This is a genomic window from Microbacterium sp. C448 (assembly GCF_000582705.2).
GTDB classification, from domain to species: Bacteria; Actinomycetota; Actinomycetes; order Actinomycetales; family Microbacteriaceae; genus Microbacterium; species Microbacterium lacus_A.
The window spans coordinates 1-23,904 of record NZ_HG779626.1; the positions used below are offsets into that span (position 1 = coordinate 1).

At 66.1% G+C, this 23,904-nt stretch carries 28 protein-coding genes; 15 read left to right on the forward strand and 13 right to left on the reverse strand.

From position 1 onward, the window contains the following. Nucleotides 1-215: 215 nt before the first annotated feature. From MIC448_RS04385 to MIC448_RS04400, 4 genes are all read right to left on the reverse strand, one after another. The gene (locus tag MIC448_RS04385; RefSeq protein ID WP_051513128.1) at nucleotides 216-923 is read right to left on the reverse strand and encodes a DCL family protein; all 708 of its coding nucleotides are present in this window, start codon (nucleotides 921-923) and stop codon (nucleotides 216-218) included. Nucleotides 924-1,034: 111 nt separating this feature from the next. Further along, nucleotides 1,035-2,516: a ThiF family adenylyltransferase gene (locus MIC448_RS04390; RefSeq protein WP_036296563.1), complete on the reverse strand. Its 1,482-nt coding sequence runs from the start codon at nucleotides 2,514-2,516 to the stop codon at nucleotides 1,035-1,037. Continuing rightward, entirely contained in the window at nucleotides 2,516-2,875 is a 360-nt protein-coding gene (locus tag MIC448_RS04395) for a hypothetical protein (protein ID WP_036296565.1), read from the reverse strand. Before MIC448_RS04395 ends, MIC448_RS04390 begins: the two co-directional genes overlap by 1 nt. Then, entirely contained in the window at nucleotides 2,875-3,141 is a 267-nt protein-coding gene (locus MIC448_RS04400) for a hypothetical protein (protein ID WP_036296566.1), read from the reverse strand. The genes MIC448_RS04395 and MIC448_RS04400 overlap by 1 nt, the downstream gene beginning before the upstream one ends. 369 nt (nucleotides 3,142-3,510) lie before the next feature. On the opposite strand from MIC448_RS04400, the gene MIC448_RS04405 reads away from it, so the two are divergent. From MIC448_RS04405 to MIC448_RS16550, 6 genes are all read left to right on the forward strand, one after another. Continuing rightward, a complete protein-coding gene (locus tag MIC448_RS04405; protein ID WP_243419899.1) occupies nucleotides 3,511-4,695 on the forward strand; it encodes a HigA family addiction module antitoxin in 1,185 nt (394 codons plus the stop codon). A 363-nt stretch (nucleotides 4,696-5,058) separates the two neighbouring features. Beyond that, nucleotides 5,059-5,739: a hypothetical protein gene (locus MIC448_RS04410; RefSeq protein ID WP_243419900.1), complete on the forward strand. Its 681-nt coding sequence runs from the start codon at nucleotides 5,059-5,061 to the stop codon at nucleotides 5,737-5,739. A gap of 194 nt (nucleotides 5,740-5,933) precedes the next feature. Next, nucleotides 5,934-6,473, forward strand: coding sequence for a hypothetical protein (locus tag MIC448_RS04415; protein ID WP_036296576.1), 540 nt, complete (start codon nucleotides 5,934-5,936; stop codon nucleotides 6,471-6,473). A 74-nt stretch (nucleotides 6,474-6,547) separates the two neighbouring features. Next, complete coding sequence (locus MIC448_RS04420) at nucleotides 6,548-7,312, forward strand: nucleotidyl transferase AbiEii/AbiGii toxin family protein (protein WP_199484407.1); 765 nt, start codon at nucleotides 6,548-6,550, stop codon at nucleotides 7,310-7,312. 528 nt (nucleotides 7,313-7,840) lie between these two features. Then, complete coding sequence (gene purL, locus MIC448_RS04425) at nucleotides 7,841-10,204, forward strand: phosphoribosylformylglycinamidine synthase subunit PurL (protein ID WP_036296582.1); 2,364 nt, start codon at nucleotides 7,841-7,843, stop codon at nucleotides 10,202-10,204. A 7-nt stretch (nucleotides 10,205-10,211) separates the two neighbouring features. Continuing rightward, nucleotides 10,212-10,343: a hypothetical protein gene (locus tag MIC448_RS16550; protein ID WP_269800311.1), complete on the forward strand. Its 132-nt coding sequence runs from the start codon at nucleotides 10,212-10,214 to the stop codon at nucleotides 10,341-10,343. 12 nt (nucleotides 10,344-10,355) lie between these two features. Here MIC448_RS16550 and MIC448_RS04430 read toward each other — a convergent pair whose 3' ends face one another. Beyond that, on the reverse strand, nucleotides 10,356-10,805 hold the full coding sequence (locus tag MIC448_RS04430; protein ID WP_036296585.1) for an SRPBCC family protein: 450 nt from the start codon (nucleotides 10,803-10,805) through the stop codon (nucleotides 10,356-10,358). A 113-nt stretch (nucleotides 10,806-10,918) separates the two neighbouring features. Here MIC448_RS04430 and MIC448_RS04435 point away from each other — a divergent pair, with 113 nt between their 5' ends. The 4 genes from MIC448_RS04435 to MIC448_RS04450 all read left to right on the forward strand — a co-directional run bounded on the left by MIC448_RS04435 (nucleotide 10,919) and on the right by MIC448_RS04450 (nucleotide 14,487). Next, nucleotides 10,919-11,968: a hypothetical protein gene (locus MIC448_RS04435; protein WP_051513130.1), complete on the forward strand. Its 1,050-nt coding sequence runs from the start codon at nucleotides 10,919-10,921 to the stop codon at nucleotides 11,966-11,968. A 68-nt stretch (nucleotides 11,969-12,036) separates the two neighbouring features. Next, nucleotides 12,037-13,230, forward strand: a complete 1,194-nt coding sequence (locus MIC448_RS04440) for a MalY/PatB family protein (RefSeq protein WP_036296588.1) — start codon at nucleotides 12,037-12,039, stop codon at nucleotides 13,228-13,230. Nucleotides 13,231-13,267: 37 nt separating this feature from the next. Further along, nucleotides 13,268-14,176 carry a hypothetical protein gene (locus MIC448_RS04445; RefSeq protein ID WP_036296592.1) on the forward strand — a complete coding sequence of 303 codons (909 nt, stop codon included), beginning with the start codon at nucleotides 13,268-13,270 and terminating at the stop codon, nucleotides 14,174-14,176. After that, nucleotides 14,173-14,487, forward strand: coding sequence for a hypothetical protein (locus MIC448_RS04450; RefSeq protein ID WP_051513132.1), 315 nt, complete (start codon nucleotides 14,173-14,175; stop codon nucleotides 14,485-14,487). Before MIC448_RS04445 ends, MIC448_RS04450 begins: the two co-directional genes overlap by 4 nt. Here MIC448_RS04450 and MIC448_RS04455 read toward each other — a convergent pair. The 3 genes from MIC448_RS04455 to MIC448_RS04465 all read right to left on the reverse strand — a co-directional run bounded on the left by MIC448_RS04455 (nucleotide 14,484) and on the right by MIC448_RS04465 (nucleotide 15,703). Further along, the gene (locus MIC448_RS04455; RefSeq protein WP_036296595.1) at nucleotides 14,484-14,735 is read right to left on the reverse strand and encodes a response regulator transcription factor; all 252 of its coding nucleotides are present in this window, start codon (nucleotides 14,733-14,735) and stop codon (nucleotides 14,484-14,486) included. The genes MIC448_RS04450 and MIC448_RS04455 overlap by 4 nt on opposite strands. Nucleotides 14,736-14,766: 31 nt before the next feature. After that, nucleotides 14,767-14,991, reverse strand: a complete 225-nt coding sequence (locus MIC448_RS04460; protein WP_036296598.1) for a tautomerase family protein — start codon at nucleotides 14,989-14,991, stop codon at nucleotides 14,767-14,769. Nucleotides 14,992-15,136: 145 nt separating this feature from the next. Next, nucleotides 15,137-15,703 (reverse strand): AAA family ATPase, encoded by a 567-nt coding sequence (locus MIC448_RS04465; protein ID WP_199484408.1) that lies wholly within the window; start codon nucleotides 15,701-15,703, stop codon nucleotides 15,137-15,139. 154 nt (nucleotides 15,704-15,857) lie between these two features. Here MIC448_RS04465 and MIC448_RS04470 point away from each other — a divergent pair, with 154 nt between their 5' ends. Together MIC448_RS04470 and arfB are read left to right on the forward strand one after the other, a co-directional pair. Continuing rightward, on the forward strand, nucleotides 15,858-16,100 hold the full coding sequence (locus MIC448_RS04470) for a YbjQ family protein (RefSeq protein ID WP_243419901.1): 243 nt from the start codon (nucleotides 15,858-15,860) through the stop codon (nucleotides 16,098-16,100). 42 nt (nucleotides 16,101-16,142) lie between these two features. Then, complete coding sequence (arfB, locus tag MIC448_RS04475; protein WP_036296601.1) at nucleotides 16,143-16,580, forward strand: alternative ribosome rescue aminoacyl-tRNA hydrolase ArfB; 438 nt, start codon at nucleotides 16,143-16,145, stop codon at nucleotides 16,578-16,580. 167 nt (nucleotides 16,581-16,747) lie between these two features. On the opposite strand, the gene MIC448_RS04480 is transcribed toward arfB, so the two are convergent. The 3 genes from MIC448_RS04480 to MIC448_RS04490 form a co-directional block, all read right to left on the reverse strand. Continuing rightward, nucleotides 16,748-17,662: a glycine betaine ABC transporter substrate-binding protein gene (locus tag MIC448_RS04480; protein ID WP_036296755.1), complete on the reverse strand. Its 915-nt coding sequence runs from the start codon at nucleotides 17,660-17,662 to the stop codon at nucleotides 16,748-16,750. Nucleotides 17,663-17,738: 76 nt separating this feature from the next. After that, nucleotides 17,739-18,725 carry a proline/glycine betaine ABC transporter permease gene (locus MIC448_RS04485; RefSeq protein ID WP_036296604.1) on the reverse strand — a complete coding sequence of 329 codons (987 nt, stop codon included), beginning with the start codon at nucleotides 18,723-18,725 and terminating at the stop codon, nucleotides 17,739-17,741. Beyond that, nucleotides 18,725-20,038, reverse strand: coding sequence for a glycine betaine/L-proline ABC transporter ATP-binding protein (locus MIC448_RS04490; protein WP_036296606.1), 1,314 nt, complete (start codon nucleotides 20,036-20,038; stop codon nucleotides 18,725-18,727). The genes MIC448_RS04485 and MIC448_RS04490 overlap by 1 nt, the downstream gene beginning before the upstream one ends. Before the next feature lie 355 nt (nucleotides 20,039-20,393). Here MIC448_RS04490 and MIC448_RS04495 point away from each other — a divergent pair, with 355 nt between their 5' ends. Genes MIC448_RS04495 through MIC448_RS04505 form a run of 3 tightly spaced genes read left to right on the forward strand, consistent with a single transcriptional unit; the run spans nucleotide 20,394 to nucleotide 22,377 of the window. Continuing rightward, the gene (locus MIC448_RS04495; protein ID WP_036296609.1) at nucleotides 20,394-20,786 is read left to right on the forward strand and encodes a GntR family transcriptional regulator; all 393 of its coding nucleotides are present in this window, start codon (nucleotides 20,394-20,396) and stop codon (nucleotides 20,784-20,786) included. Then, complete coding sequence (locus tag MIC448_RS04500) at nucleotides 20,783-21,694, forward strand: ABC transporter ATP-binding protein (RefSeq protein WP_036296611.1); 912 nt, start codon at nucleotides 20,783-20,785, stop codon at nucleotides 21,692-21,694. Before MIC448_RS04495 ends, MIC448_RS04500 begins: the two co-directional genes overlap by 4 nt. Then, nucleotides 21,691-22,377 (forward strand): hypothetical protein, encoded by a 687-nt coding sequence (locus MIC448_RS04505; RefSeq protein WP_036296614.1) that lies wholly within the window; start codon nucleotides 21,691-21,693, stop codon nucleotides 22,375-22,377. Before MIC448_RS04500 ends, MIC448_RS04505 begins: the two co-directional genes overlap by 4 nt. Before the next feature lie 21 nt (nucleotides 22,378-22,398). Here the strand turns inward: MIC448_RS04505 and MIC448_RS04510 are convergent, their stop codons facing one another. Together MIC448_RS04510 and MIC448_RS04515 are read right to left on the reverse strand one after the other, a co-directional pair. After that, on the reverse strand, nucleotides 22,399-23,484 hold the full coding sequence (locus MIC448_RS04510; RefSeq protein ID WP_036296617.1) for an ATP-binding protein: 1,086 nt from the start codon (nucleotides 23,482-23,484) through the stop codon (nucleotides 22,399-22,401). Between the two features lie 29 nt (nucleotides 23,485-23,513). Next, nucleotides 23,514-23,813, reverse strand: coding sequence for a chorismate mutase (locus MIC448_RS04515; protein ID WP_036296758.1), 300 nt, complete (start codon nucleotides 23,811-23,813; stop codon nucleotides 23,514-23,516). Nucleotides 23,814-23,904: the final 91 nt, after the last annotated feature.

The window sequence follows — 23,904 nt, forward strand, 5'->3', positions numbered from 1 at the left end:
CGCCGACTACACCCTCAATTGCGAAGAGCCCACATAGCGCTCGTGAACCGAGGAGCCGATGAGCCAGCACGACACCCCGGGAGATCCTCCAGCAAAATGGAGTCGACCACTGATCTTTGACGTCGTCAGTCGTCGAGGTCGCCATCGGACGATCGATTACCGAAGTGGGGAGTGGAAGTTGGAGCTCACGAGCCCAGCCGAGAACGTGTTGGCTCTCAAGGTGTCCATGCGTCTTGTGGAGGACGCGGGCGGGCGGCGGCCTCACTGGCAGTAGCGAGCCGGCGGTTGGCATGAAGGTCGTAGAACTCGAGCCATCTCGTATGGACGGCGCCGTCCATGAGGTGGCTTCCGATGAGGACCTCACCATTTCCTGAGTGGACTAGGACGCGGTCCCATCCGCCCTCCCCCTCGGCGAAGCGGTACGTAAGTTGACCCCAGGACGGTTCGTCGTAGATGACCTGTGCTTCGCTGCGGTCGGAGAACATGGTGCCAGAGATGTCGCTCGCCAACGTGCCATCCGCTTCGCGATCCTCGCGGTATGCCAATCTGCGTTCTTCAACGGCGAGACGTAGGCCTTCCTTCGCATCAGACTCGGCCGTGTGATTGCTGATGCAGGTCCGGTAGCTGAAGTCCACATCGGATCCGTCAACACGCTTGATCCAGATGCCTGTGGCGTCAGGTCGCACGTTGAACTTGTCGCCGTCGCTGGTCAGCCCTACATAGAAGTGGTCCACTCCCGCCCCGATCTTCTCGGACGCGTCGGGATGGAGATCGAGCACTTCGCGGAGCATCAGGTCATGCGACGGGTCGGTGATGCGGTCGTAAACGGCGTAGGGGCCGCCGGTGTGGAGACGCCTGAATTCGTCGAAGGCCGCCTTCTTTGATGGCCAGCTGAAGGATGGAAGTGTCACAGGGATCGTCACGGCGTTTCTCCTCGGTGTATGCGTTTTGGTCAGAAGCTAGTGGAGTGTGTGGTCCGTTGGTGCCGGATGTACCGTCGCCGGCGCGAGCGGTCGAGGCAATCGTCGGGGAGCTCAGTTGTCCCAGCGGTCAGCGACCCACCGTCGTACTCCTCGGAGGCGTCCGGGCAGTGTGCGCGCCACGCGTCGTCGCCTCAGAACGATCGCCTCGGCACGGGAGTCTCCCGTCGCAACCGGGATGCGTGCGTCTCCTGCAGCGAGAGCGGTCTCCCACAGGCACGACGGTGCCGAGGTGTCTTCAAGATGCTCGAGGACGTGCGGACGGTAGTGGAAGCAGACCGCCCCTGGCGCTCCGCGTCCACCGGGGGCGACGGTCAAACTTACGAATTGAGTGAGCAGTAGGCCACTGACCATCGCGGCGAGTGTCGCGACGTTCTGGCCAGCGCGTTCCAGGTCGATGCCGGACTTCCGAATGTATTCGGGGTCATCGAGCAGCCCCTCGCGGTCGAGGGCCACCCGCGCTGGGTTCAGCTGACGCGTGCAGGTCATACATGGCTCGCCCGGCACGAGTGTGTGCGCGCGAGCGGTCGCCCGGTTGAATGTGTCGTCGTCGGCGACTTCGATGTTGATGCCGCCGTCGATGATGGGGATGAGATCCGTATAGGCGATCTGGTTCAGCACCGCTCTCGGCCAGGGTCTGTCGACGCACGAGAAGATGATGTCGTAGTCGAGCGCGACCCGAAGCCCTTCCGGGTCGCAGATCGACATCTCGTGCCCGCGGACATCTGGGTTCGCTGCTGTGGCTTGCGCCCGTAGCAGCCGGACGGCGACGTCGACCTTCGCGACCCGGTCATGGGCGTCGCGGCGGCTGGCACCGATCATCCGGTCGAGGTTGCGAGGTTCCACGGCATCGAAGTCCATCACTCCGACGGTGCGGATCCCCGACGCGGCCAGCCGCTGAGCCACGTCCAGCCCGACGCTGCCGGCACCCACCACCAGCACCCGGAGCCGGGCGAGGTTTGCCTGCACGACAGTACCCCATGCGCTTACTGTCCGGATCTGCGCGGGTGTTGTTGCCGGCGGCGGGAGCAGGGCCGGATTGAATGAGGTGGCGAATGTAGTCCCCACAACTCGCACTGTTTCCGCGTCGACTGCATTCACCCGAGAGAACCAGAACCTTGCCGACCACACCTCCCCCTCTCCACCCCAGGTCATGCCGATCACGGGGAGCCGGGTCGCGGCACTTCCGAGCCCCGCATATCCTGACTCGGTCGCCCGGTCCGTCTTGCTCATCGACTGCCACGTCGTCCCGCGTGGGTGGGAGTGCAACAGCACAAGCCCCTCACCAGCGGCTGCGGCTTCCTCAGTGACCCGCATCACGTAGTCGGAGGTGAACGAAGCGTTCCCATGCACGTGCCGGTCGCCCGCCCGCGGCAGAAATACGCGGCGCAGCAGCGCCGTCGTCCGCTCGCGTCCCGTTGACGGCGCGTACGTGGCGAGGACCACGTCCTCCTGCCCGTCTTGTCGTTCCAGGTGCGCCGAGAGTATCTCGGCGATCGCGGCAGACATCGCGACCGAATAGCGCCGCCCGCCCATCAGAACGCTCCTGCCAGGGTGGCGCGGGCGTGACCGAGCCAGGCCCGCCCTGGCTCGGTCACCTGCTCCCACCGCTCGATCTGGCGCGAGTGTCGCGTCCATCCCGTCTGCGTGTCTGACTGGTCGGTGTGCACCTGCGGCAGGATCACGGACGACGGAAAGTGCACCCAGTGCGGCGGGATCAGAGGCCAAGACTGCAGCTCGTTCACCGCCACCGCGCTCTCGAGCATCTCGCCTTCTCGCGCGCCGCCCGGTGCACGCACCGGGAAGACCACCCAGGCCCCCACGATCCGCGCCTCGGCTCCCCAGTCGGCGAGGTCGGCGATGAACCCGTCGATGCCGTGCCGCGGCGTCTCCATCAGGCGACCGGGCCGTCCTGCTTGACGGACTCGAACTCGTCGCCGTCCTCGACCTTCACGATCTGCCGATCCTTGAACCGCTTCAGCGTGCCGTTGCGCTTGATCTGCGCCAGGTCGTACTCCGCCGGATCCAGTCCGGCCAGGAGCAACAGTGCACGCGCCTCCCAGTCGTCATCCCGCACCGTGTACTTCTTCGAGTCGATCGTGATCGTCATCTTCCGGTCCTTCTTCTTGCTCGCCGCTGCGAGGTCCTGCTGCGTGGTCATGGGAGCTCCTCGGTTATCTCGTTACTTGCTATCAGGCTATCACCCTTGGGGTGATGTTCTTATGCTAGCATGACACGCAGGAGGAGATCCTTCCCCACAGGAGTACTTCGGATATCGTTGCCGTATCAGTCCAGGGGTGAAGAGCGGAATGCGCATTGCAACTGCAGTTCGGGGACGAGGAGTTGGAACACCTCGCGTATGAGACGGTGTCCGGCGCGGATGGCTGGCCAGCGCCACTGTTGCGTCGGTATCGACGGGTCCTGCAGATGATTTCCGCCGCGACGAGTCCCGCCGATTTGGAAGCACTGCTGAGCTTGCGTGTCCTGTCTGCGCCCAGTGGGGTGGCGTCCGGCGCGACACTGCGGATCGATGACGAGCACCGTCTGCGCGTTTCGTACCCGCGTGTCAATAGCGGTGCCGTTGCTGTCATCGAAGCCGTCGAACAGGACTAAGGAGGAGCACATGGAAAAGTACTTGGCCGACCAGGTCCCGGTCGGCGAGATCCTCGCGGAGGAGCTCGAACAGCGCGACTGGTCTCAGACGGAGTTCGCCGAGATCCTCGGCCGGCCCACGCAGTTTGTCTCCGAGATCATGTCGGGGAAGAAGGAGATCACCCGCGAGTCGGCCGCCCAGATCGCAGCGGCACTTGGCCCGTCGGCAGAGTTCTGGTTGAACATACAGAACCAATACTTGCTCTCTCGTCAGGCGCAGGACACTAAGACCCAGAGCCAGCTGAGCAATGTGAGGCTGCGTGCTCAGCTGAACCAGCTTGCGCCGATCGCGGTGCTCCGCAAGTACGGCTATGTCACTGGCAACAGTCTTGACGAACTCGAAGACGAGATCCGAGAGCTATTTGAGATCGAATCGATCGATGACGAACCGGTGTTCGCCGCTGCTGCGCGGCGCTCGAACCCAGACGTGCCTCTTACGCCAACCCAAAAGGCGTGGCTTGCAGTCGCCCGTCGAACCGCGCGGACACTCACCGTCGCGCCGCTTGACATGGAAGCCGTCGCAGCTCTCGCCGAAAGCCTCGCTCGCCGCGTGCGAGATGTCTCTGTGTTCGCCGACCTCGCGACACTACTCGCCGAGGTCGGGGTGCGACTCGTTTACGTTGAAGCTTTTCCCGGCAGCAAGATGAACGGGGCAACATTCCTCCTCGACGACGATGAGGCCCAGCCTGTGATTGCAATCTCGGGGCGTGGAAAACGCCTGGACAAGGTTCTGTTCACGCTCTTGCACGAGCTCGCGCATCTTGTCCGCGGCGACGTGCGCCCTGGCGGGATCATCCTCATCGACGACGGCGAAGCGCACACGATGGGCGACGAGAACGCTACCAACCAACTCGCCGGCGACTGGGCCATCCCAGGCGGCCTTCCCGCCCCACCCCGCCCCCTCCGCCAAAGCTGGGTGTCTGCACAGGCCGATCGGCTCGGCGTGCACGAGATCGTCGTCGTTGGATTCCTTCAGCACCGCCGTCAGCTCGACTGGCGCACCCAGCTGGTCAAAGGCGCCCCGTCGGTGACGGACCAGCTCAGCAGATGGGCGCCTGCATAGCCGCTGACGCGGCGAGGACAGTCCGCCTGGTCGTCTGATCGTGGCCACCGGCTCGCGCATGGACGAGACTTCGCAACCTGGCCCGACTACACACGAGGCGTAATCATGATCCACTGGCAGTCCAGCTCGCCCGAGTTGAGCGCGCGACTCGACGAACTCGCGAACCTATTCTTGTTGTGTCGCGCTGCTTTCCACGAGACGGCGGACACTCATCACTGGATTCCCGCCGCGGGCTCTCCCGCCGCGCGAGACGCGGCCGCACTCCCGTCGCCAGATCCATTGGTTTCCCAACCCCGCGGCGAGACCGGCCATCGGCTGCTCGCTGAAGTCGCTCAGACCTTCCTTCTCGCCGCGAGTGGCCACATGGGGGGCCTCGCAAGCCTCTACACCAGTGGCGAGATCCTTTTCTCGCCTCCCCTCCTCGTTCGAGCGGTCATCGAGAACTGCGCCCATGCTGTCTGGGTCCTTGGGGAGGAGGGAGAGTCGGCTGAGGATCGTCTCGCTCGCTGCTACCTCGAAGAACGGAAGAGCGCAGAGGAGGCCAAGAAGAACTCGGGATACATGCACGGCAAGACTCACATGAGCTACTCCGACGCCGCCGAGGACTACAAGACGATCCAGCGCGAGACTCTCGCACGGTTCCCCGACACGACGATGGAGAGTCTTGGGAGGTACGAACTCCACGGTCAGAACCTTCCGCGGCTCGAAGACGTGGTGAAAGACATGTATGCCCTGGCTGAAGCCGCGGGTGGCGCCATCACTCAGGAGCAGGCGTCTGGGATCTACGGCTATCTCTCGAACATGACGCACCCGACTCTTTACCCGGCTCGGCAGCGCCGCGGGTGGTACAGCGATCCTGAGCACGGTCACAGAGTCGCCTACCTTCAGGCCGATATCGGTTCCACCGAGAAGGAGGCGCGGGCCGCGCTTGCAGCCTTCTACAACGCGCTGACGTACACGACTTCATACTTCGGATGGCCAACTGTGATCTTAGATGACCTCGAAACAAGGATCGAAGCGGTCATCCCAACGTTCTTCCGTTGAGGAGTCGCCGCTGGAACGAGTTCTCGATGGATCAGCTCTCTTCCGGTGGCAGACAACACGCTGGCCAGCAACCCCGCCGATGCCGTCGAGACAATGTCGAGACAGGGTCGCACGAAGCCTTGCAACACTCACGCGAGTTGTTGGGTCAAGGTGACAGTATGTCAAAACTATACCGTAAGTGGTATAGTTTTGACATGCCTCAGACAACCTATCGCGACGTCGTCCACGAGATTGCAGCCGACAACTACGGGTATGTCACCACGCGCGCCGCGGAGCGCGCTGGCGTCCCCAAAGTCGAGTTGGTGAAGCTCGCTACGCGCAACAGGTTCGCACACATCGCCTACGGGTTGTACCGGGACGAGACCATCCCGCACACCCCCCTCGACGAGTACGCAGAGGCAACACTACGTGCGGGAGAGGGTGCGTTTTTGCGGGGCGAGGCGGTACTCGCACTCCTTGGCCTTGCCGATGTGAACCCGCGGAGCATCACCGTCGCAACCCCAAAGCGCACTCGGCGCACGGTGCCCGCGCGCATTACGCTCACCCCTGCTCCTGCAGATGCAAAGCTGACCGTGTACGAGGGCATCGCCGCGCAGTCCGTGGTGGATGCGCTCCTCGAATGTCAGGGCCGCGTCCAGGCCGGACGGCTCATCGAAGCCGCCACCCGAGCACGCGCAGAGGGATATCTGACAACTGCAGAGATGTCGCGCGTGCGAGAGGCAATGGCCGCGTGACGTACGACACAGCCCCGGCGAACCTCAGTTCGCTACGTCAGCGACTCATCAACATCGAGGGTAACGAAGGGTCGGTGAATAGACGCACTGTAGGGATGGCGCTGGTCGTGGTCGGCCAGATGCTCCCGGCCGGAGCCATCAAAGGTGGAAGTGCGATGGCGCTCCGCTACGGCCGGGCCACCCGATTCACGAAAGACCTCGACGCCGCGCGATCGGGCACGATCGTGGAGTTCATCAATGACTTCGAGGAGCGGTTGCGCACGGGGTGGGCGGGCTTCACTGGGCGGCTCATCGAACGCACAGCACCGAAGCCGGCAGGCGTCCCGAGTGCGTACATCATGCAGCCGTTCGACGTAAAGCTTGACTACCTCGGAAAGCCCTGGTGCACCGTCAAGTTCGAGCTTGGCCACAACGAGATCGGCGACGCTGACGAGCCGGAGACTGCGCTTGCAGATGACCTAGCGGACCTGTTCCAGTCTGTCGGGCTTCCCCGACCGGAGCCGGTCAGCGTGATGCGTAGTGACCATCAGATTGCGCAGAAGCTCCACGCGGCTACCGCTACCGATAGCGAGCGCGCACATGACCTCATCGACCTGCAGCTGCTCGAACGCGAAGAGGACCTCGACCTCGACCGAGTGCGCGTGACCTGCACACGCCTGTTCACCTACCGCGCGGCGCATGAGTGGCCGCCCGTCGTGGTCGTGAACGACAACTGGGACACCCTCTACGACGCATCCTCTGAGGGTGTGGAAGTCATCCCAGATGTCGCAGTTGCGGCAGAGTGGGCGAACGACTTCATTCAGCGAATCGACGCGGCAATGACCAACGAGACAACCTGACGTCGGGCCCCTCGCGAGACAACATCCGCGGCCGCGGCCGCTGCCTCGACATCCGCCTCCGCGGCATTCTCCTCCTCGTCTTCGGCCGCATCCCCGGCGTTGACGTCGTCTGCGGCGCCTTCCTCGGCCCACGGCGCCCTCCGCGGCGTCTTCGCTCTCCCCGGATTCCTTCACATCGCCCGCGGGCAAAGAGCGGATCGAAGTGACCGTCGTCGACGAACCACTCAAAGCCAGGTCTATAAAGCGCGTCGGACGCGGGTCGCTCTACGCCCGACTCGAGTTCGAGCAAGGCGTCTCGGGAAAGTGTCACGACAAGGGCGGCTCGATGCTCTCAACGCATGCCCGTTACGCGTGACATCCAGTGTCATCCCACCGCGTTACCGACAGTTCGCCCGCATTCATCCGCTCCGCTGTCGCAGATCGACCTTCACAGCGCCGATCAGCGTCGTTCTGTGACAGCGGAGCCGGCCCGAACCCCCGGCTAGACTGGGCCGGTCCGGCATCCCGCGATTTTTGGAGCTCAGCCGCGTGACGACAGCCACCCAGAATGCCCCCGCGACGCCCGTCGTCGACACCGTCGAAAACGCCGCGGCGACGCCCGAGCGCACCCAGCCTTTCGAGGCCCTCGGCCTCAAGCCCGACGAGTACGACCGCATCCGCGAGATCCTCGGCCGGCGGCCCACCAGCTCCGAGCTGGCAATGTACTCGGTCATGTGGTCGGAGCACTGCTCGTACAAGTCGAGCAAGATCTACCTGCGCGAGTTCGGCCGCCAAATGACCGACAAGATGCGCGAAAAGCTCATGGTCGGCATGGGCCAGAACGCCGGCGTCGTCGACGTGGGCGACGGATGGGCCGTGACCTTCAAGGTCGAGTCGCACAACCACCCGAGCTACATCGAACCGTTCCAGGGTGCGGCAACCGGCGTCGGCGGCATCGTCCGCGACATCATCTCGATGGGCGCTCGCCCCGTCGCCGTCATGGACCAGCTGCGTTTCGGCGCGATCGACCACCCCGACACGGCGCGCGTGGTGCACGGCGTCGTCAGCGGCATCTCGTTCTACGGCAACTGCCTCGGCCTGCCCAACATCGGCGGCGAGACGTTCTTCGACTCGGTCTACCAGGGCAACCCGCTCGTCAACGCGCTCGCGGTCGGCGTCATGCGCCACGAAGACATCAAGCTCGCGAACGCGAGCGGCACCGGCAACAAGGTCGTGTTGTTCGGTGCCCGCACGGGCGGCGACGGCATCGGCGGAGCATCCATCCTCGCCTCCGACACGTTCGCCGACGGTGGCCCGACCAAGCGGCCCGCCGTACAGGTCGGCGACCCGTTCGCCGAGAAGGTGCTGATCGAGTGCTGCCTCGAGCTCTACCGCGACGAGCTGGTCGAGGCGATCCAGGACCTCGGCGCCGCCGGCATCTCGTGCGCCACGAGCGAGCTCGCTGCCAACGGCGGCAGCGGCATGAAGGTCGACCTCGAAGAGGTGCTGCTGCGCGACCCTCGGTTGACCCCCGAAGAGATCCTGATGTCCGAGTCGCAAGAGCGCATGATGGCGATCGTCGCTCCCGAAAAGCTCGAGGCGTTCCTCGCGGTGACGGGCAAGTGGGATGTCGAGACCAGCGTCCTGGGTGAGGTCACCGGCGACGGGCGCCTCGTCATCCACTGGCACGGTCACGAGATCGTCAACGTCGACCCCGCGACCGTCGCGGTCGACGGCCCCGTCTACGAACGCCCCGTCGCCTATCCCGCATGGATCGACGCGCTGCGGGAGGACTCGGCGAGCGCCCTGCCCCGCGCGACCGACGGTGAGACACTCCGGGCCCAGTTCGCCCAGCTGCTGTCGAGCCCGAACCTGGCCGACAAGTCGTGGGTGACGAACCAGTACGACTACTACGTCATGGGCAACACCGCCCTGGCCTTCCCCGACGACGCCGGCATGATCCGCGTCGACGAGGAGTCGGGCCTGGGCTTTGCGATCGCGACTGACTGCGACAGCCGCTTCTGCCAGCTCGACCCCTACGAGGGCGCGCGGCACGCGGTCGCCGAGGCGTACCGCAACGTCGCCGTCGCGGGCGCGGTCCCGACCGCGGTGACGGACTGCCTGAACTTCGGCAGCCCCGAGAACCCCGAGGTGATGTGGCAGTTCCAGCGCTCCGTCCAGGGCATCGCGGATGCGTGCCGTGAACTCGAGATCCCCGTCACGGGCGGAAACGTCAGCTTCTACAACCAGACCGGTGACCAGCCGATCTATCCGACGCCCGTCGTCGGAGTCCTGGGCGTCATCGACGACGTCGCGCGTCGCGTGCCGAGCGGCTGGCAGGATCAGGGCGAGAACATCTACCTTCTCGGCATCACGTCCACGGAGCTCAGCGGCTCCGAGTGGGCGGGCGTTGTCCACGATCACCTCGGCGGCCGACCCCCGCGCGTCAACCTCGGCGACGAGAAGACCCTTGCCGAGCTCCTGCGTGCGGCATCCCAGCAGGGTCTCATCTCGAGCGCCCACGATCTGTCGGGCGGTGGCCTGGCACAGGCTCTCGCCGAAAGCGTGATCCGCTTCGGCGTCGGCGCGCGCGTCTGGCTGCGCGAGATCATCGAGCGCGACGGTGTGGATGCCTCGGCGGCCCTCTTCTCGGAGTCCACCGGTCGTGTTCTGGTGAGCGTCCCCCGCGAGGACGACGTCAAGTTCCAGGGCCTGTGCGAGGGACGCGGTTACCCGGTGCTGCGCATCGGCGTGACGGACATCGCTCCGGCCCGCGGCGCCGAGCTCGAGATCCAGGATGTCTTCACAATGGGTATCGACGAGCTGAACCGGCTCTGGCGGGGCACGTTGCCCGCGGCCTTCGGCGCGACGATCGGCGAGTTCGAAGCCCCGACCACTCCCCCGATGGCCTAGGAGCGACATGTCAAACGACGAACTCGAAAGCTACGGCGAAAAGCGTCAGAAGCGCGTCCGGGTCGTGGCATGGGTCGTGATCATCGCTCTGCTCGTCACCGGCGGCGGCGCGACGGTTCTGGCGCTCATCTTCGGCTGAGGCCCGCGTGGGTCATTGTCTGCTCGGATGGGTCGTCTCGAGCAGTAATCTTGCGCGCTCGAGCGCGGCGGCGAGCGTGGAGCGCACCGATTCCGCGATAAGCGGCTCGGCGAGTCGCATCATCCCCGCGGGATGGCCCTCGATGGCGGCACGGACGCGGCATCCCCCCTCCACCGCGGTGAATGCGAATTCGACAGACGTCGGCATCGGGCCCTCGATGCTGACCGTCGCCATCCGCAGTGGTGGGTCGAATCGGCTGACCCGCCACACGAAGTCCATGCGACGCGAGAGCACACTCATCCGCGTTCGAATGGTGCTCCCCACTCCAACCGGTGGTGGGGATGTCAGTTCCTCCGAGACGACAGTCGTGTCCCATTCCGGGCGATGGCGACCATCGGAGAAATAGGCGAACACGTCCTCGGGCGAACGGTTGATCGTGACGGCTTCGGTGATGGCGAACATGGCACTCCCAACAGACGTGGTGCGCTCCAGACTCGCATGATCCGAAGGTATGGGGCCCTTCTCTACGCAACCCTGCCCGCACGCATATCCAGGCGCGCGGTTAGCATGGCGGGATGGACCCTTTCTTCGCGTTCGCCGCGGAGTTCTGGTGGCTGGGGCCCACCGTGATCGCGGGCGGTGCGGCCTCGTTCGCCGGGATTCGCTATGGCCGCCGCCAGCGCGCACGGGCACTCGAGTACGCCGGCGCGAAGCACGAACTGGCGGTTGCGCGGGTGCGCCTGTTCACCGCTCGGGCCCAGGCGAAGAGCGCGCAGGCGACGCTGCTGGTCGCGAAAAGTGCGCGTCAGAGCGGGCGCGGGTCGGTCGGCGAGATCGAGGCCGCGCGGCATGCGGTGGGAGAGGCTCAGCGCGAGCTGCGATCGGCGCAGACGGGACTGCGTGGGCGTCGCGTGCAGGTCAAAGCCGCAAAGGCACTGATGCGCCGGATGCCTCGGGGCGACGAAAACCTGCCGCTATCGCGGCTCGTGGCCGAACACGATGCGGTGCTGTCGAGCTGGATGGCGTACGAGACCGACCCGGCCAAAGCGATCGCTTTCCCCACGATGAGCGATGCGCGGGTGCCGGCGACGGCGGCGCTGCTGACCGCGATGGACGCCGCGCGCTGGCTCCGGCCGCGCCCGGGCAAACCCACGCTGACGCCCGAAGAGTTTGCGCGCTACCGCACCGCGGTGACCGAACTCGAGGCAGCGTTCCATACCGCCGAGGCGGCCGCATGGCGTGCGGCGGGGGCATCCGGTCGTCCGCCGGGGGCCGCATCCGATGGCGCACACGCACCGGGCGTCGGCTCGAATGTTCCGCCGCAATTGCGCGGCGCCTGGGATGACCTCGTCGAGAACGCGCGCGCGGCGGCCGTCACAGCAGCGGCGGCAGCGACCGAGTCCGCGCGCGACGCCATCTGGCGCGCTGCCAAACGGAATCCGCGAGCGGAGGATGTCCCGCCCACCCCGGACTCCTCACCCCCGCCCGCATCCGCACAGCCCGCACCGCCCGAGTCATCCGCGCCACCCGAGTCGTCCGTCCCCGGATCAACGCCGAACGACGACCCGCCCGCGGCCGATAAGCGGAAACCGATCTGGCCGATCCCGCGACGCTCATCGGACTGAGGGGAATGGAGAGCCCTCATCTCACGCTGAAGCTGTAAGTGGATCCCCTGACGAGAGAAAGCAGTGCCGTGACCCTCGACTTCGATGCCCTCACAGAGGACGATCTGCGCAACGCCGGAAGCGTGAAGTGGACGAACTTTCCCGGCACGATCGGAGCGTGGGTCGCCGAGATGGATTTCGGCCTCGCGCCGCCCATCAAGGAAGCCCTGAAGACCGCACTCGACCGCGGTGTCACGGGATACCTCCCGATGCAACTCTCCGACGACCTCGCTCGCGCCACCTCGGATTGGTATGCCGACCGGTACGGATGGCAGGTTCCCCCGGAGCGCGTGCATCACGTGCCCGATGTCATCGCGGCGTTCGAGCTGACGATCAAGCACTTCACGAAGCCGGACTCGGCGATCATCGTCCCCACCCCGGCCTACATGCCGTTCTTGATGGTTCCGCCGCTGCTCGGGCGTCGGGTGATCGAGGTCCCGAGCATCGAGATCGACGGTCGTTGGGTCATCGATCACGACGGGGTGCGCGCCGCCTTCGAAGACGGGGGCGAGTTGTTCGTGCTCTGCAACCCGCACAACCCGTTGGGCACCGTTTCGACGCGCGACGAGCTGATCCAGGTGGCGGAAACGGTAGCCGCCGCGGGTGGACGGGTCTTCTCGGATGAGATCCACGCTCCGATCGTCTACGGCTCGGCCCAGCACATCCCCTACGCCTCCGTTTCCGAAACGGCCGCTTCGCACACCATCACGGCGGCATCGGCCTCCAAGGCCTGGAACCTCGCCGGGCTGAAGTGCGCGCAGGTCATCCTGTCGAATGATCAGGATGCCGCGCTGTGGGAGACGTTCGGCATGTGGGCAGGCCACGGCACGGCGACGCTCGGCGTCCTCGCGAACACCGCGGCCTACTCGGCCGGGGGCCCCTGGCTTGAGAACGTCGTCGACTATCTTGATGGCAACCGTCAGCTCCTCGAGCACCTCGTCACCGAACACCTCCCCGGGGCGCGGCTGATCAAGCCCGAAGGAAGCTACATCGCGATGCTCGACTTCCGTCAGACCGGACTCGAGGGCGACCTCGGAGAGTGGTTCCGAGAAGAAGCGGGCGTTGCGATGACGGACGGCGCGGCGTGCGGTGTGGCCGGCATCGGGTACACGAGATTCGTCTTCGCGATGCCCCGGCCCATCGTGCGCGAGGCGATCATGCGGATCTCGCGGGCGTTGGAGCGTCGCGCCGCGAGCGCTGAGGCGGCGGCCGGACCGGCCTGACGCCGCTCGGGTGCTGTCGCGCGCGTAGCATGACGGGGTGGAACCTTGGCAGTTCTTCGGCTCCTACTGGTGGCTGATCTTCCCCCTGATGGGCGTGGCAGGGGGCGTCGGTCGAGCCTGGCAGAAGGCGCTTGAGCGTCGCCACAAACGGCGGCTCGAGATCATGCGGGCCAAGAGCGAATTGCGTGCGGCACAGGTCGCGGCGCGAGCGCAACCTGCGGTGACGGATGCTTCGGGGTCGCGCACGAGCGACACCCCGGTCGCTCGTCTGCAGCGTCTCTTCGACGCGCACGACGCGGTCACGTCCCGCTGGCTCGAGTATGAACTCGACGTGGCAAAGCTGATCGCGTTTCCCGCGATGAGCGATGGACGTCAGCCGCTGACGGCGGCGTTCCTCCGCGCCAAACGGAAAGCCGACGGACTCCGGCCGGAGTCTCCCAAAGCGCGTGTCGGCAAAGACGAACTCGTGGAGTACCGCGACGCGGTGCACGAATACGAGGCGGCGTTCGATATCGCCGAGCGCGATGCCCGGCGCCTGCGTGACGGCACCTTCACCGAGGTCGAGCGAAAGCGCCTCGATACGGCGAAGCAGCTCCTCAGCGTGGCGGTGGATCAAGCGGCAACCCCCGCCGAGCGCCAGCTCGCCTATCGACGCGTGCGTGAGGAACTCGACGGCCTGATCTCGGTGTCGGATGAGGCCATCGAAGTCCTCGAGAACCGCGTCGCCCTCGAGTTGACAGCGGGCGAGCCGCCGGCAGCGGAGTCCGGGGCAGTGGACACGACGGATGACTCGGTACCGCCGCCCCCTCCCCCCGAGCATCCCGCCGACACTGCCGAACCCGCGGTCGCCCCGGCATCCGCTCCCCCCACCGGTTCGTGGCCCGTTCCGTCGCGAGCCTCGACGCCGCCCCCCGGCCGCGTGACGCGGCCCCGCCCGCACGCATGACGGATGGGAGCGATCCCGACGTAGCGCTCCTCGGTGAAGTGCTTCGTCTGCTCACCCGGCTGGACCCGTACTCTCTCGAACCGGGCGGGCCGGACGGAGTCCCGGCCGATGAATACGCGTTCGAGGCGCGTCCGATCGCCGTCCTGCTCGCGCAGAACGGCGGCGTCACCGCCGATCAGGTAGACGCCGTATGGCATGAGTGGTTCAGCGAGCCCCTGAGCACCGCCGTCGGCGAGAAGCCCACTCACGAACTTGTGGCCGCTCTCAATGCCCTGATCGGAGGCCGGGAAGAGCGAACCGGTCTCGGCTAGATCAGCCCGCTTCGAGCGGCGATCGAGACCGCGGCGGCGCGCGTCGGCGCATCCAGCTTGGTCAGGATGTTCGCAACGTGCCGATGAACCGTGTGCTCACTGATCACCAGGGCTGACGCGACATCGCCCGTGGTCATGCCCGTCGCCACAAGTCGAAGCACCTCGCGCTCTCGCGGAGTGATCAGATCGCGACCACGGGGCGCGACGGCGGCCACACGTCCCTCATCGACCGGCTCCTGGGATGCCACGCTTCAGGATGACACCGCCAGCGCCGTTCGACTAGGCCGCGACGCCCGCGGCGAGCGCCTTCACATCCGACGTGGTGAGAGGGTTGCCGGCGATTCCCCAATCTCCGCTGTGCACCTCTTCGACGATGCACCACGTGACCGGACGCATGTTCTCGCCTTCGATGGCGACCATCGCATCCGTGAGCTCGCGCACGATCCGCTGCTTCTGTTCCGCGGTGAAGACGTCTTCGATGAGCTTGACCTGAATGAGCGGCATGGCTTCCTCCTCGTGTCGGTTCCTCGCGTTCGAGGACATGCTCAGCCTCTCGCCAGCCCCCTCCCGGCCACATCGCCGCGACGGGCCAACTTCGACGTTCCGGCGGCCCGGACGAGCCATGAGGAGCTGAACCGCCCCGTGGCGCTCAGCGCGTCGTCTCCGCCAGCGGCCCCGACAGCCACGCCTCGACCTCTCGCGGCGAGCGCAAGCGCACGATGCGCAGGTCCGGGCGGTCGAGAGCGAGCTGACCGACAAGCATCCGGTGCTTGTTCCGCGTTGATATCGCCCACCGGACGATGTGCTCACGATTCGTGAAGAAGGTGTGCAGTGGCGGTTCGACGTTGCCGTTCCACAGCACCTCGCGGCGGAGGCGACGGCGCAGGGTGCGGCGAACGACGCGCGGCAGGGTCACCGCGAGGAACGGAGGATCGAGCCACACGACGAGGTCCGCGTGCTCAGCCAGCAGGGGCCGTGCCGACGAATACTGCCACTCGGTGGTCCAGGTGTCCGCACTCACGAGCTCTCGCACGTCATCCATGAAGACGGGGCGCGGTGTCCAGTCCGGGCCGTGGAACAATCCGTCGATCTCGGTGTGCGGCGCCTCCACCATTGCTGCGATCCGGGCTGCGAGAGTCGTCTTGCCCGCTCCCGCGACGCCCGCGACGAGGATGCGCCGGGGCCGGGACTCCAAGCGGTCGGCGAATCCCAGCATGTTCAGCATCGTATCCACGCGCCGGCAAACGGCTCGCGCTAGCGTGGGCGCATATTCGTTCCCCAGCCACGGCAGGAGCCTTCCCCATTCTCGTCACCACCATGAACGACGTCCCCGGCGCCACGATCACCTCCGCGAGGTCAGCGGCCTGACCGTGCGCGCCCGCAACATCGGTGCGCAGATCGGTGCCGGATTCAAGGCGCTCGGCGGCGGCGAGCTCAAAGGGCTCACCCTGCAGCTCGAGCAGACGCGCGCCGAAGCCGTGCAGCGCTTGATCGAGCAGGCGCAGGCGAAGGGCGCGAACGCCGTCCTCGCCATGCGTTACGACTCGGACGAGCTCGACCAGAACTTCCAGGAGGTCGTCGCCTACGGCACGGCCGTGGTCATCTCGAGCTGAGCCGTCGGGCGTCGGGTCGGCCGGCGGGAGGAAGATGGAACCATGTCCGCCGCCCATCGACCCGGTCTTCGGGTGAACGCAGCGCTCATCATCCCCGAGTCCGAACTGTCGTGGCGCTTCTCGCGGTCGTCGGGACCCGGGGGTCAGGGCGTCAACACGGCGGACTCGCGTGTGGAACTCGTGTGGGATGTCGCGAACTCAGCCATCCTGCCGACTCTGCAACGCGAGCGGCTCTTCGAGCGCCTGGGCGGTCGCCTGGTCGATGGTGTCCTGACGATCGCGGCATCCGAGCACCGCGCCCAGTTGCGGAATAGGGATGCGGCGCGCGAGCGGCTGGCCACCCTGGTGGCCGATGCGTTGCGCCCACCCGCACCGCCGCGACGCGCAACGAAGGTCAGCCGAGGCGCGAAGGAGCGCCGTCTCACGGCGAAGAAGCAGCGCACGGACGTCAAAAGGCTCCGCCGACCCCCTACCGACTGACCGTCACCCGCGCCCACCTCCGGCCCATGTCCCACTTTCCCGCCATCGTGTCCCACTTCCCACCGCTATATCGGGCGCATTCCGAGGCAAAGTGGGACATCATCCAACACGAAAGCGGGCCCCGACCGAAGCCGGGACCCGCTCATTCGACAACAGACCAGAACAGATCAGTCGGTGATGATCGTCGAGAACGCGTCGGGGTTGGCCTCGAGCCACGCCTCGATGGCCTCGGGCTCCTGGCCCTCTTCGTACTCGTTCACGACCATGTCCTCGAGCGAGGCGTACTGCTCGTCATCGAGCTGGATGCCGGCGATCAGCTCGGCCGCCTCGGGGAAGCGCTCCGAGAAGTCGCTCGTGCCGAGGAAGTGCAGTCCCTCGGTCTCGCCCATGGCGCCCAGGGGGTCTTCGAGGTCGCGCAGGTTGTAGGCGTCGTTGGCCCAGAAGGGGCGCCATGACGTCACGACGATGTTCTCTTCGGCGGCGATCGCGTTCTCGAGCTCGGTGAGCATCGCCGCGGTCGACGAGGTGACGAGCTCGTACTCGTCGCCCAGCTCGTACGTGGGGATCATCGCGTCCTGCGTCACGCCGGTCAGGCCTGCGCCCGGCTCGATTCCGATGATCTGTCCACCGAACATGTCGGCGTTGCCTTTGAGGTCTTCGATCGATTCGATGTCGACGTAGTCGGGAACCGCGATCGTCAGCACAGCGCCCTCGTAGTAGGCGCCGATGTCTTCGATGCTGTCGCCGTACTCTTCCATGTACTCGGCGTGCGTGACCTCGGGCCAGGCCGACGGGTACATGTCGACGTCACCCTGCGCGAGGCCGGCGTAGAGGGGACCCGCCTCGGTGAGCTCCTGCATCTCGACCGTGTAGCCGATCTTCTCGAGCTGGTTCTCCAGCAGGTAGGCGGTACTCAGGCCGTCGGTCCACGAGGGGAGGAACCCGAGCGTGATCGTGCCCATGTCCTCTTCGGTGCCCGTGGTTCCTTCACCGTTGTCACCGGCGCTTCCCGAGCATCCGGCGAGCGTGAGTGTTGCGGCCGCGCCGAGGGCGAGGATTCCTGTCAGCTTGCGATTTCTCATGGTGCTTCCCTTCATCTTCATGCGTGTTCTCATGCGTTTCGTATGGGTTTTCAGTTGTGTTTCTTCTGGCGGCGGGTCAAAGGACGCCGCCACCGACGGGAGCGCGTCGCGGTGAAGCGACCTCACGCTCCGCCTGGTCTGCTGCGGCATTCGAGCCGCCGCCTGCATCGCGGCGAGAGTCGCTGCTCTGTGCCGTGCGGCGACGCCGCCAGACACCTCGCAGCGAGCGGGGGTAATCGCCCGGGTTGCCGAGCGCTGCCGTCACGCGGTCGAGGAAGACCGCGAGGATGACGACACCGAGTCCTGCTTCGACGCCCTGCGAAAGGTTGACCGTCGACACCGACTGCACGACGATCTTGCCGAGGCCGTCCGCGCCGACGATGCCGGCGAGCACGGCCATCGACAGGGCCAGCATGATGACCTGGTTGACGCCGGCCATGATGGTGGGCGTGGCGAGGGGCAGCTGGATGCCGCGCAGGATCTGTCCCGGTGTGGCACCGAACGCATGCCCCGCCTCGACGGTCTCGGAGTCAACGCCGCGGATACCGAGCTCGGTCAGGCGCACACCCGGGGGCAACGCGAAGATGACCGTTGCGACCAGACCCGGCACGACGCCGATGCTGAAGAACGTGATCGCGGGGATCAGGTACACGAAGGCGGGCATCGTCTGCATGAAGTCCAGCACCGGCTTGAGGATGGCCCGTACCGTGTCGTTGCGAGCCGACCAGATCCCCAGCGGGATTCCGATGGCCAGCGCCACGAGCGTCGCGACCAGCACGAGCGAGAGCGTCTGCATCGCGGGCTCCCAGAGGTCCATCGCGACGATCAGCGTGAAGGTCAGCGCGGTACCGAGCGCCATCTGCCACGAGCGGAAGAACCAGCCGAGCAGCGCAAAGAGAGCGATCGCGACGAAGATCGGGATCGCGACGAGGCCGTCGGTGAGGCTGTCCACCAGAAAGCGCACGACCACGGTGATGATGTCGAAGAGCCACGCGAGGTTGTCGCGCAACCAGTCCACGCCCGTATCGATCCAGTCTCCGAGAGGAATGCGGAAGCCATCCATCAGCGCACCGCCTCACTGTTGCCGGCCGGCGCTTCGACCGCGGGCGCTCCGTCGGTCGAGCTCGCCAAGAGCGCATCGATCTCGGTGGAGGGCATGGGCTGCGGCAGGATCGTGATCTCCGAGGTCTCATTCATGCCGGGACCGAGGGCCGCCAGCAGGGTGACGCGCGGGATGACGCCGACGAGGCGCCCCTCGTCATCCGTCACGGCGAGCGGCAGCTGCGACTCGACGGCGGGGACGAACAGGTTGATCAAGACCTCGTCTTGCGAGACGCTCTGCGGCACCGGCGACAGGACCGACGTGAGCGAATTCTCGCCACGGCGCACGAGCTTGACCGCGTCGCGGTCCGTGACGATGCCGAGCAGGCGCCGATCGCGGCCGACGACATATGCGGCCGAGGAGTACGCATCCCGCATCTGACGCAGCGCGGTGCGCGGTCCGCCGCTGTCGCTGACCGTGGGTCGCGGACGCTCCATGACGTTGGCGGCGGTGAGCACGCGGGCCCGATCGACATCCTGCACGAACTGCTCGACGTAGTCGTTTGCCGGGTCGGTGAGGATGTCTTCGGGCGTGCCGATCTGCACGATGCGGCCGTCGCGCATGACGGCGATCCGGTCGCCGAGGAACATCGCCTCGTTGAGGTCGTGCGTGATGAAGACGATCGTCTTCTGCAGCTTCTGCTGCAGCGACAGCAATTGCTCCTGCATTTCGCGGCGAATCAATGGGTCGAGCGCGCTGAACGCCTCGTCCATCAGCAGGATGTCGGTGTCGGCGGCGAGCGCGCGCGCGATACCCACGCGCTGCTGCATCCCGCCGGAGAGTGCGGAGGGAAGCTTGTCGCCCCACCCGCTCAAACCCACCATCGCGAGGATCTCTTCTGCCTTCGCGAGGCGCTCGGCCTTGGCGACGCCTCGGAGCTCGAGCGGGTAGGCGACGTTCGCGGCGACGGTGCGGTGCGGCATCAGTGCGAAGTGCTGGAAGACCATCGACATCCGATCGCGCCGGATGTCTCGCAACTTGCCGGCGGGAATGTCGGTCACCGCCTGGCCCTGCACGGTGATCGTGCCGGCCGTGGCGTCGTGCAGACCGTTGAGCATGCGGATGATGGTCGACTTGCCGGAGCCGGAGAGCCCCATGATCACGAAGATCTCGCCGCGCTCGACCGTGAAGCTCGCGTCGATCACGGCGGCGGTGCCGGCGTCCTCGACCTCGGTGCGGCTCTCGCCGGCGGCTAAACGCTTGACCGCCTGCTTGGGGTTGCGGCCGAAGACTTTGTAGAGACCTTGAGCCTCGATGGCATGCGCGGTTGACACGTGTTGCTACCTCGGCGTCCCAGCGCTCACGGGATCGCATCGGTCACGCCCGGGTGGGCGATCCTCGGCCTGCGGGCATCCCGTTCGGGACTCTCGCGACACCGGCGGTGGACATCGGGTCTACCGCCCAGATCGCCGACCGTACGCTTCGCTGACACACCCATCGGGTTGGGGTCTAACGAGCGCGGACTGGTCGTGAAGGCCACATGGCCTCTGGTTCCAGACCATCAGACATGGGCAAATGGGGCAAATCTGAGCGGGCGCAAAACGGTCGATTTCAGTCATATCTTGACAGATTCGGGGTCATATGGTTACTTACTCATGTAACTAACTAACCCACTGGCCGGAGGAATGTGTGATCGAAGAAGGCCGGGCCCTGTTCCTGCAGATCGCCGAGAGCATCGAGGACCAGATCGTCGACGGCAGTCTTGCAGAAGAATCCCAGGCCCCGTCGACAAACGAACTCGCGGCGTTTTACCGCATCAACCCCGCGACCGCGGCGAAAGGAGTTTCGATGCTCGTCGACCAGGGCGTGCTTTACAAGCGACGGGGCATCGGCATGTTCGTCGCCGCCGGCGCCCGCGAACGCGTCCTCGCCGTCAGGCGGGGAGCGTTCTCGGATCGTTACCTCGAACCCCTCCTCGCCGAAGCTCACCGACTGGGTCTCGGACCCGACGACCTCGTCGCGCTCATCCGCGAGCGCGCCGACGACAGCACTCCCGCGCCTTCCGAAAGGACCATGCCATGAACCCGGTGATCGAGGTGCAGAACCTGACTAAGCGATACCGAGACACCCTCGCGGTGGACGACGTGTCGTTCACGATCGAGAAGGACGTGATCTACGGATTGCTCGGCCGCAACGGCGCCGGCAAGACCACCGCCATGTCGATCCTCACCGCGCAGAACTTCGCCACAAGCGGGCAGATCCGCGTGTTCGGCGAGCACCCCTATGAGAACGCCCGGGTGCTGCGGCGGATGTGCTTCGTGCGCGAGAGCCAGAAGTACCCCGACGATGCTCTCCCCAAGCACGCATTCGGTGCGGCCCGACTCTTCTTCCCGAACTGGGACCAGGACCTCGCCGACCGCCTGATCGACGAGCTGCAGCTACCGCAGAAGAAGGCGATCAAGAAGCTCTCGCGCGGGCAGCTCTCGGCCGTCGGGGTCATCATCGGCCTGGCGTCGCGCGCCGAGATCACGTTCTTCGACGAGCCCTACCTCGGGCTCGACGCGGTCGCGCGGCAGATCTTCTACGACCGTCTGATCGAGGACTACACCGAGCATCCGCGCACCGTCATCCTGTCGTCGCACCTGATCGACGAGGTCTCGAACCTGCTCGAGCGCGTCCTCGTCATCGATCGTGGGCGCATCGTGATGGATGAAGAGACGGATGCCGTGCGCGACCGCGCCGCCAACATCGTGGGCGACTCGGCGGCGGTCGACGCATTCGTCGCGGGCCGCGAGGTCATCCATCGCGAGAGCCTCGGCCGGGTCAGCTCGGTGACCGTGCTCGGCGCGCTGACAGCGGAGGATCGTCAAAATCTTGCGGCGGCAGGGCTCGATGCCGCACCCGTCTCGCTGCAGCAGCTGATCGTCCGTATCACCCAGCACGCGGCGGAGTCCGCCGCCGCCCCGATCGATGAGGGAGCCCTGCGATGAGCCGCACACTGAACGTCGTCCGGATGCAGCTGATCAACCGCAACACGTACATCTGGATCCCGCTGCTCGTGCTCGCGGGAGCTTTCGTCCTCTCGCTGGCGGTATATGCGCTCATTCCTGGCGACGGGGTCAAGGTCGGCGGGGGTGCCCAGGCGCCACTGTGGTACTTCCTTGTCGTCGGCGTGCAATCGCTCACCCTCACCTTCCCGTTCTCGCAGGCGATGAGCGTGACCCGACGCGAGTTCTTCCTCGGCACGTACCTGACCGCGGCGATCACCGCGGCCATCCTCTCGGTCGTCTTCGTGATCGGTGGTCTGATCGAGCGGGCGACGGATGGCTGGGGCATGAACGGCTGGATGTTCTACGGCGTGGAGATCTGGCAGGGCGGGCCGCTGGCGGCGTTCGCGTTCTACTTCCTGCTCGCGATGACGTTCTTCTCGATCGGCTTCTGGTCGGCCACGCTCTACAAGCGGTTCGGGGCCTTCTGGCTGACCGCGACGCTGATCACGATCGGTGCGGTGCTGGTCGCCGCGATGTGGCTGATCGGGCGGACCGACTCGTGGGGTGCGATCTTCGGCTGGTTCGCCGGACAGACTGCGCTGAGCCTCGCCCTGTGGTCGATCCTCGTCATCGCGGTGCTCGCAGGAACGTCGTTCATCCCGCTGCGGCGCGCGGTTCCGTAGCGCGCGCCAGGGCCCGGCTCGTCAGCGCAGCGGCACCCGCACGTCACTGCCGCCCTCATGGGTCAGACGCTCGCCCATCTGCACCAGCGTCGGCGCGGTGACGAAACCGCCCGCGAACAGTGCCTGGCCTTGCGCGAAACCGGGCGAGCGTTCCAGCAGCGACTGCGGCGCGTAGCCGAATACCGCCGACAGATCGTCAAGATCCCGGGGCGAACTCATGCGCATCAGCGCCAGGTTGTCGCATTGCGAGAGTGCATTGGGGTGGACCTTCGTCGGACGCTGCGTCGAGAGAAGCAACCAGATACCGTACTTGCGTCCCTCGGCGGCGATCTGGACGATCCGTTCGGTGAGCAATCGCTCGACCGGCGTTGTCGGGTCTGGCGGGCACAGGTTGTGAGCCTCATCGATCACGACAAGGCGTCCGATGCGCTCCTCGCGGTGCTCCCACAGGTGATCCAGCACGGCAAGGGCCGCGGCCCGTGACTCCGCCTGCGTCGAGAACCCACCGAGATCGAGCACCGTCGCATCCGGACGCTCATCGATGTCGTCGGTGACGGCCCGCTTGCCCCACGCCCAGAGGTCCCAGTCGGCGACCCCGAGATTCTCGAGTCGCGTCGCGAGTCGGTGCCGTATCGCGCCCTCGCCCGAACGCAGATGACCGACGAGATCGCCGTTCTCAACCAAGGGCATCTCGGGCTCGAAGCGCAGCATCGCGTTGTACTCATCGAAGTCGGCCATCGGATCGATCTGCATGAGCGCGGCGCGCGAGCGCAAGGGCATGCCTAGAAAACGCGCGTGCAACGGATGGTCCGGGTGTCCGGGGCGGAAGACCCGGATGTCTCGGGTCGAGAGTTCGGCGGCCTGTTCGGCGGGAGCACCCTCGCGCACATCGCCCAGGCGAACGAAGTCGGAGTTGGGGTCGAGGATCACCAGCGGGAGGCGCGTATGCAGCAGCACCTGCTCGAGCAGGACGCCCAGGGCGTAGGTCTTGCCCGACCCGCTCTGTCCGCACCAGAACGTGTGTCGGTTCAGTCGGGTCGCGAGAACGTTCGCGGTCGTCGGTTCGGCCGTACCGATCAGGGTGCCGATGGGCAGATCGCTGGACATGACACGAATGCTAGACCGAGGCGGCCGACTCAGCGCCCGTTAGCCGCCTGCTCGTGGTGATGGATGACCTCGGCCACGACGAAGTTGAACCACTTCTCGGCGAAGGCGGGGTCGAGATCGGCGTCGAGGGCGAGACGCCGCAGACGAGCCACCTGTTCGATCTCGCGCGTGGGGTCGGAGGCCGGCATCTCGTGGGTCGCCTTCAGCACGCCGACCTGCTTGGTGCAGCGGAAGCGTTCGGCCAGCATGTAGACGAGCGCGGCGTCGATGTTGTCGATGCTGGCCCGCAGGCGCAGCAGCTCGTTTCGCGGATCGCTTTCGTGGGTCACGGGGCCCTCCTTCCCCATGAGGCTACCGGCCCCACCAGTCGTTCGCTGCGGCGATCCTGGCGTCCGACGACACCGCCCACCATCCCCTGAC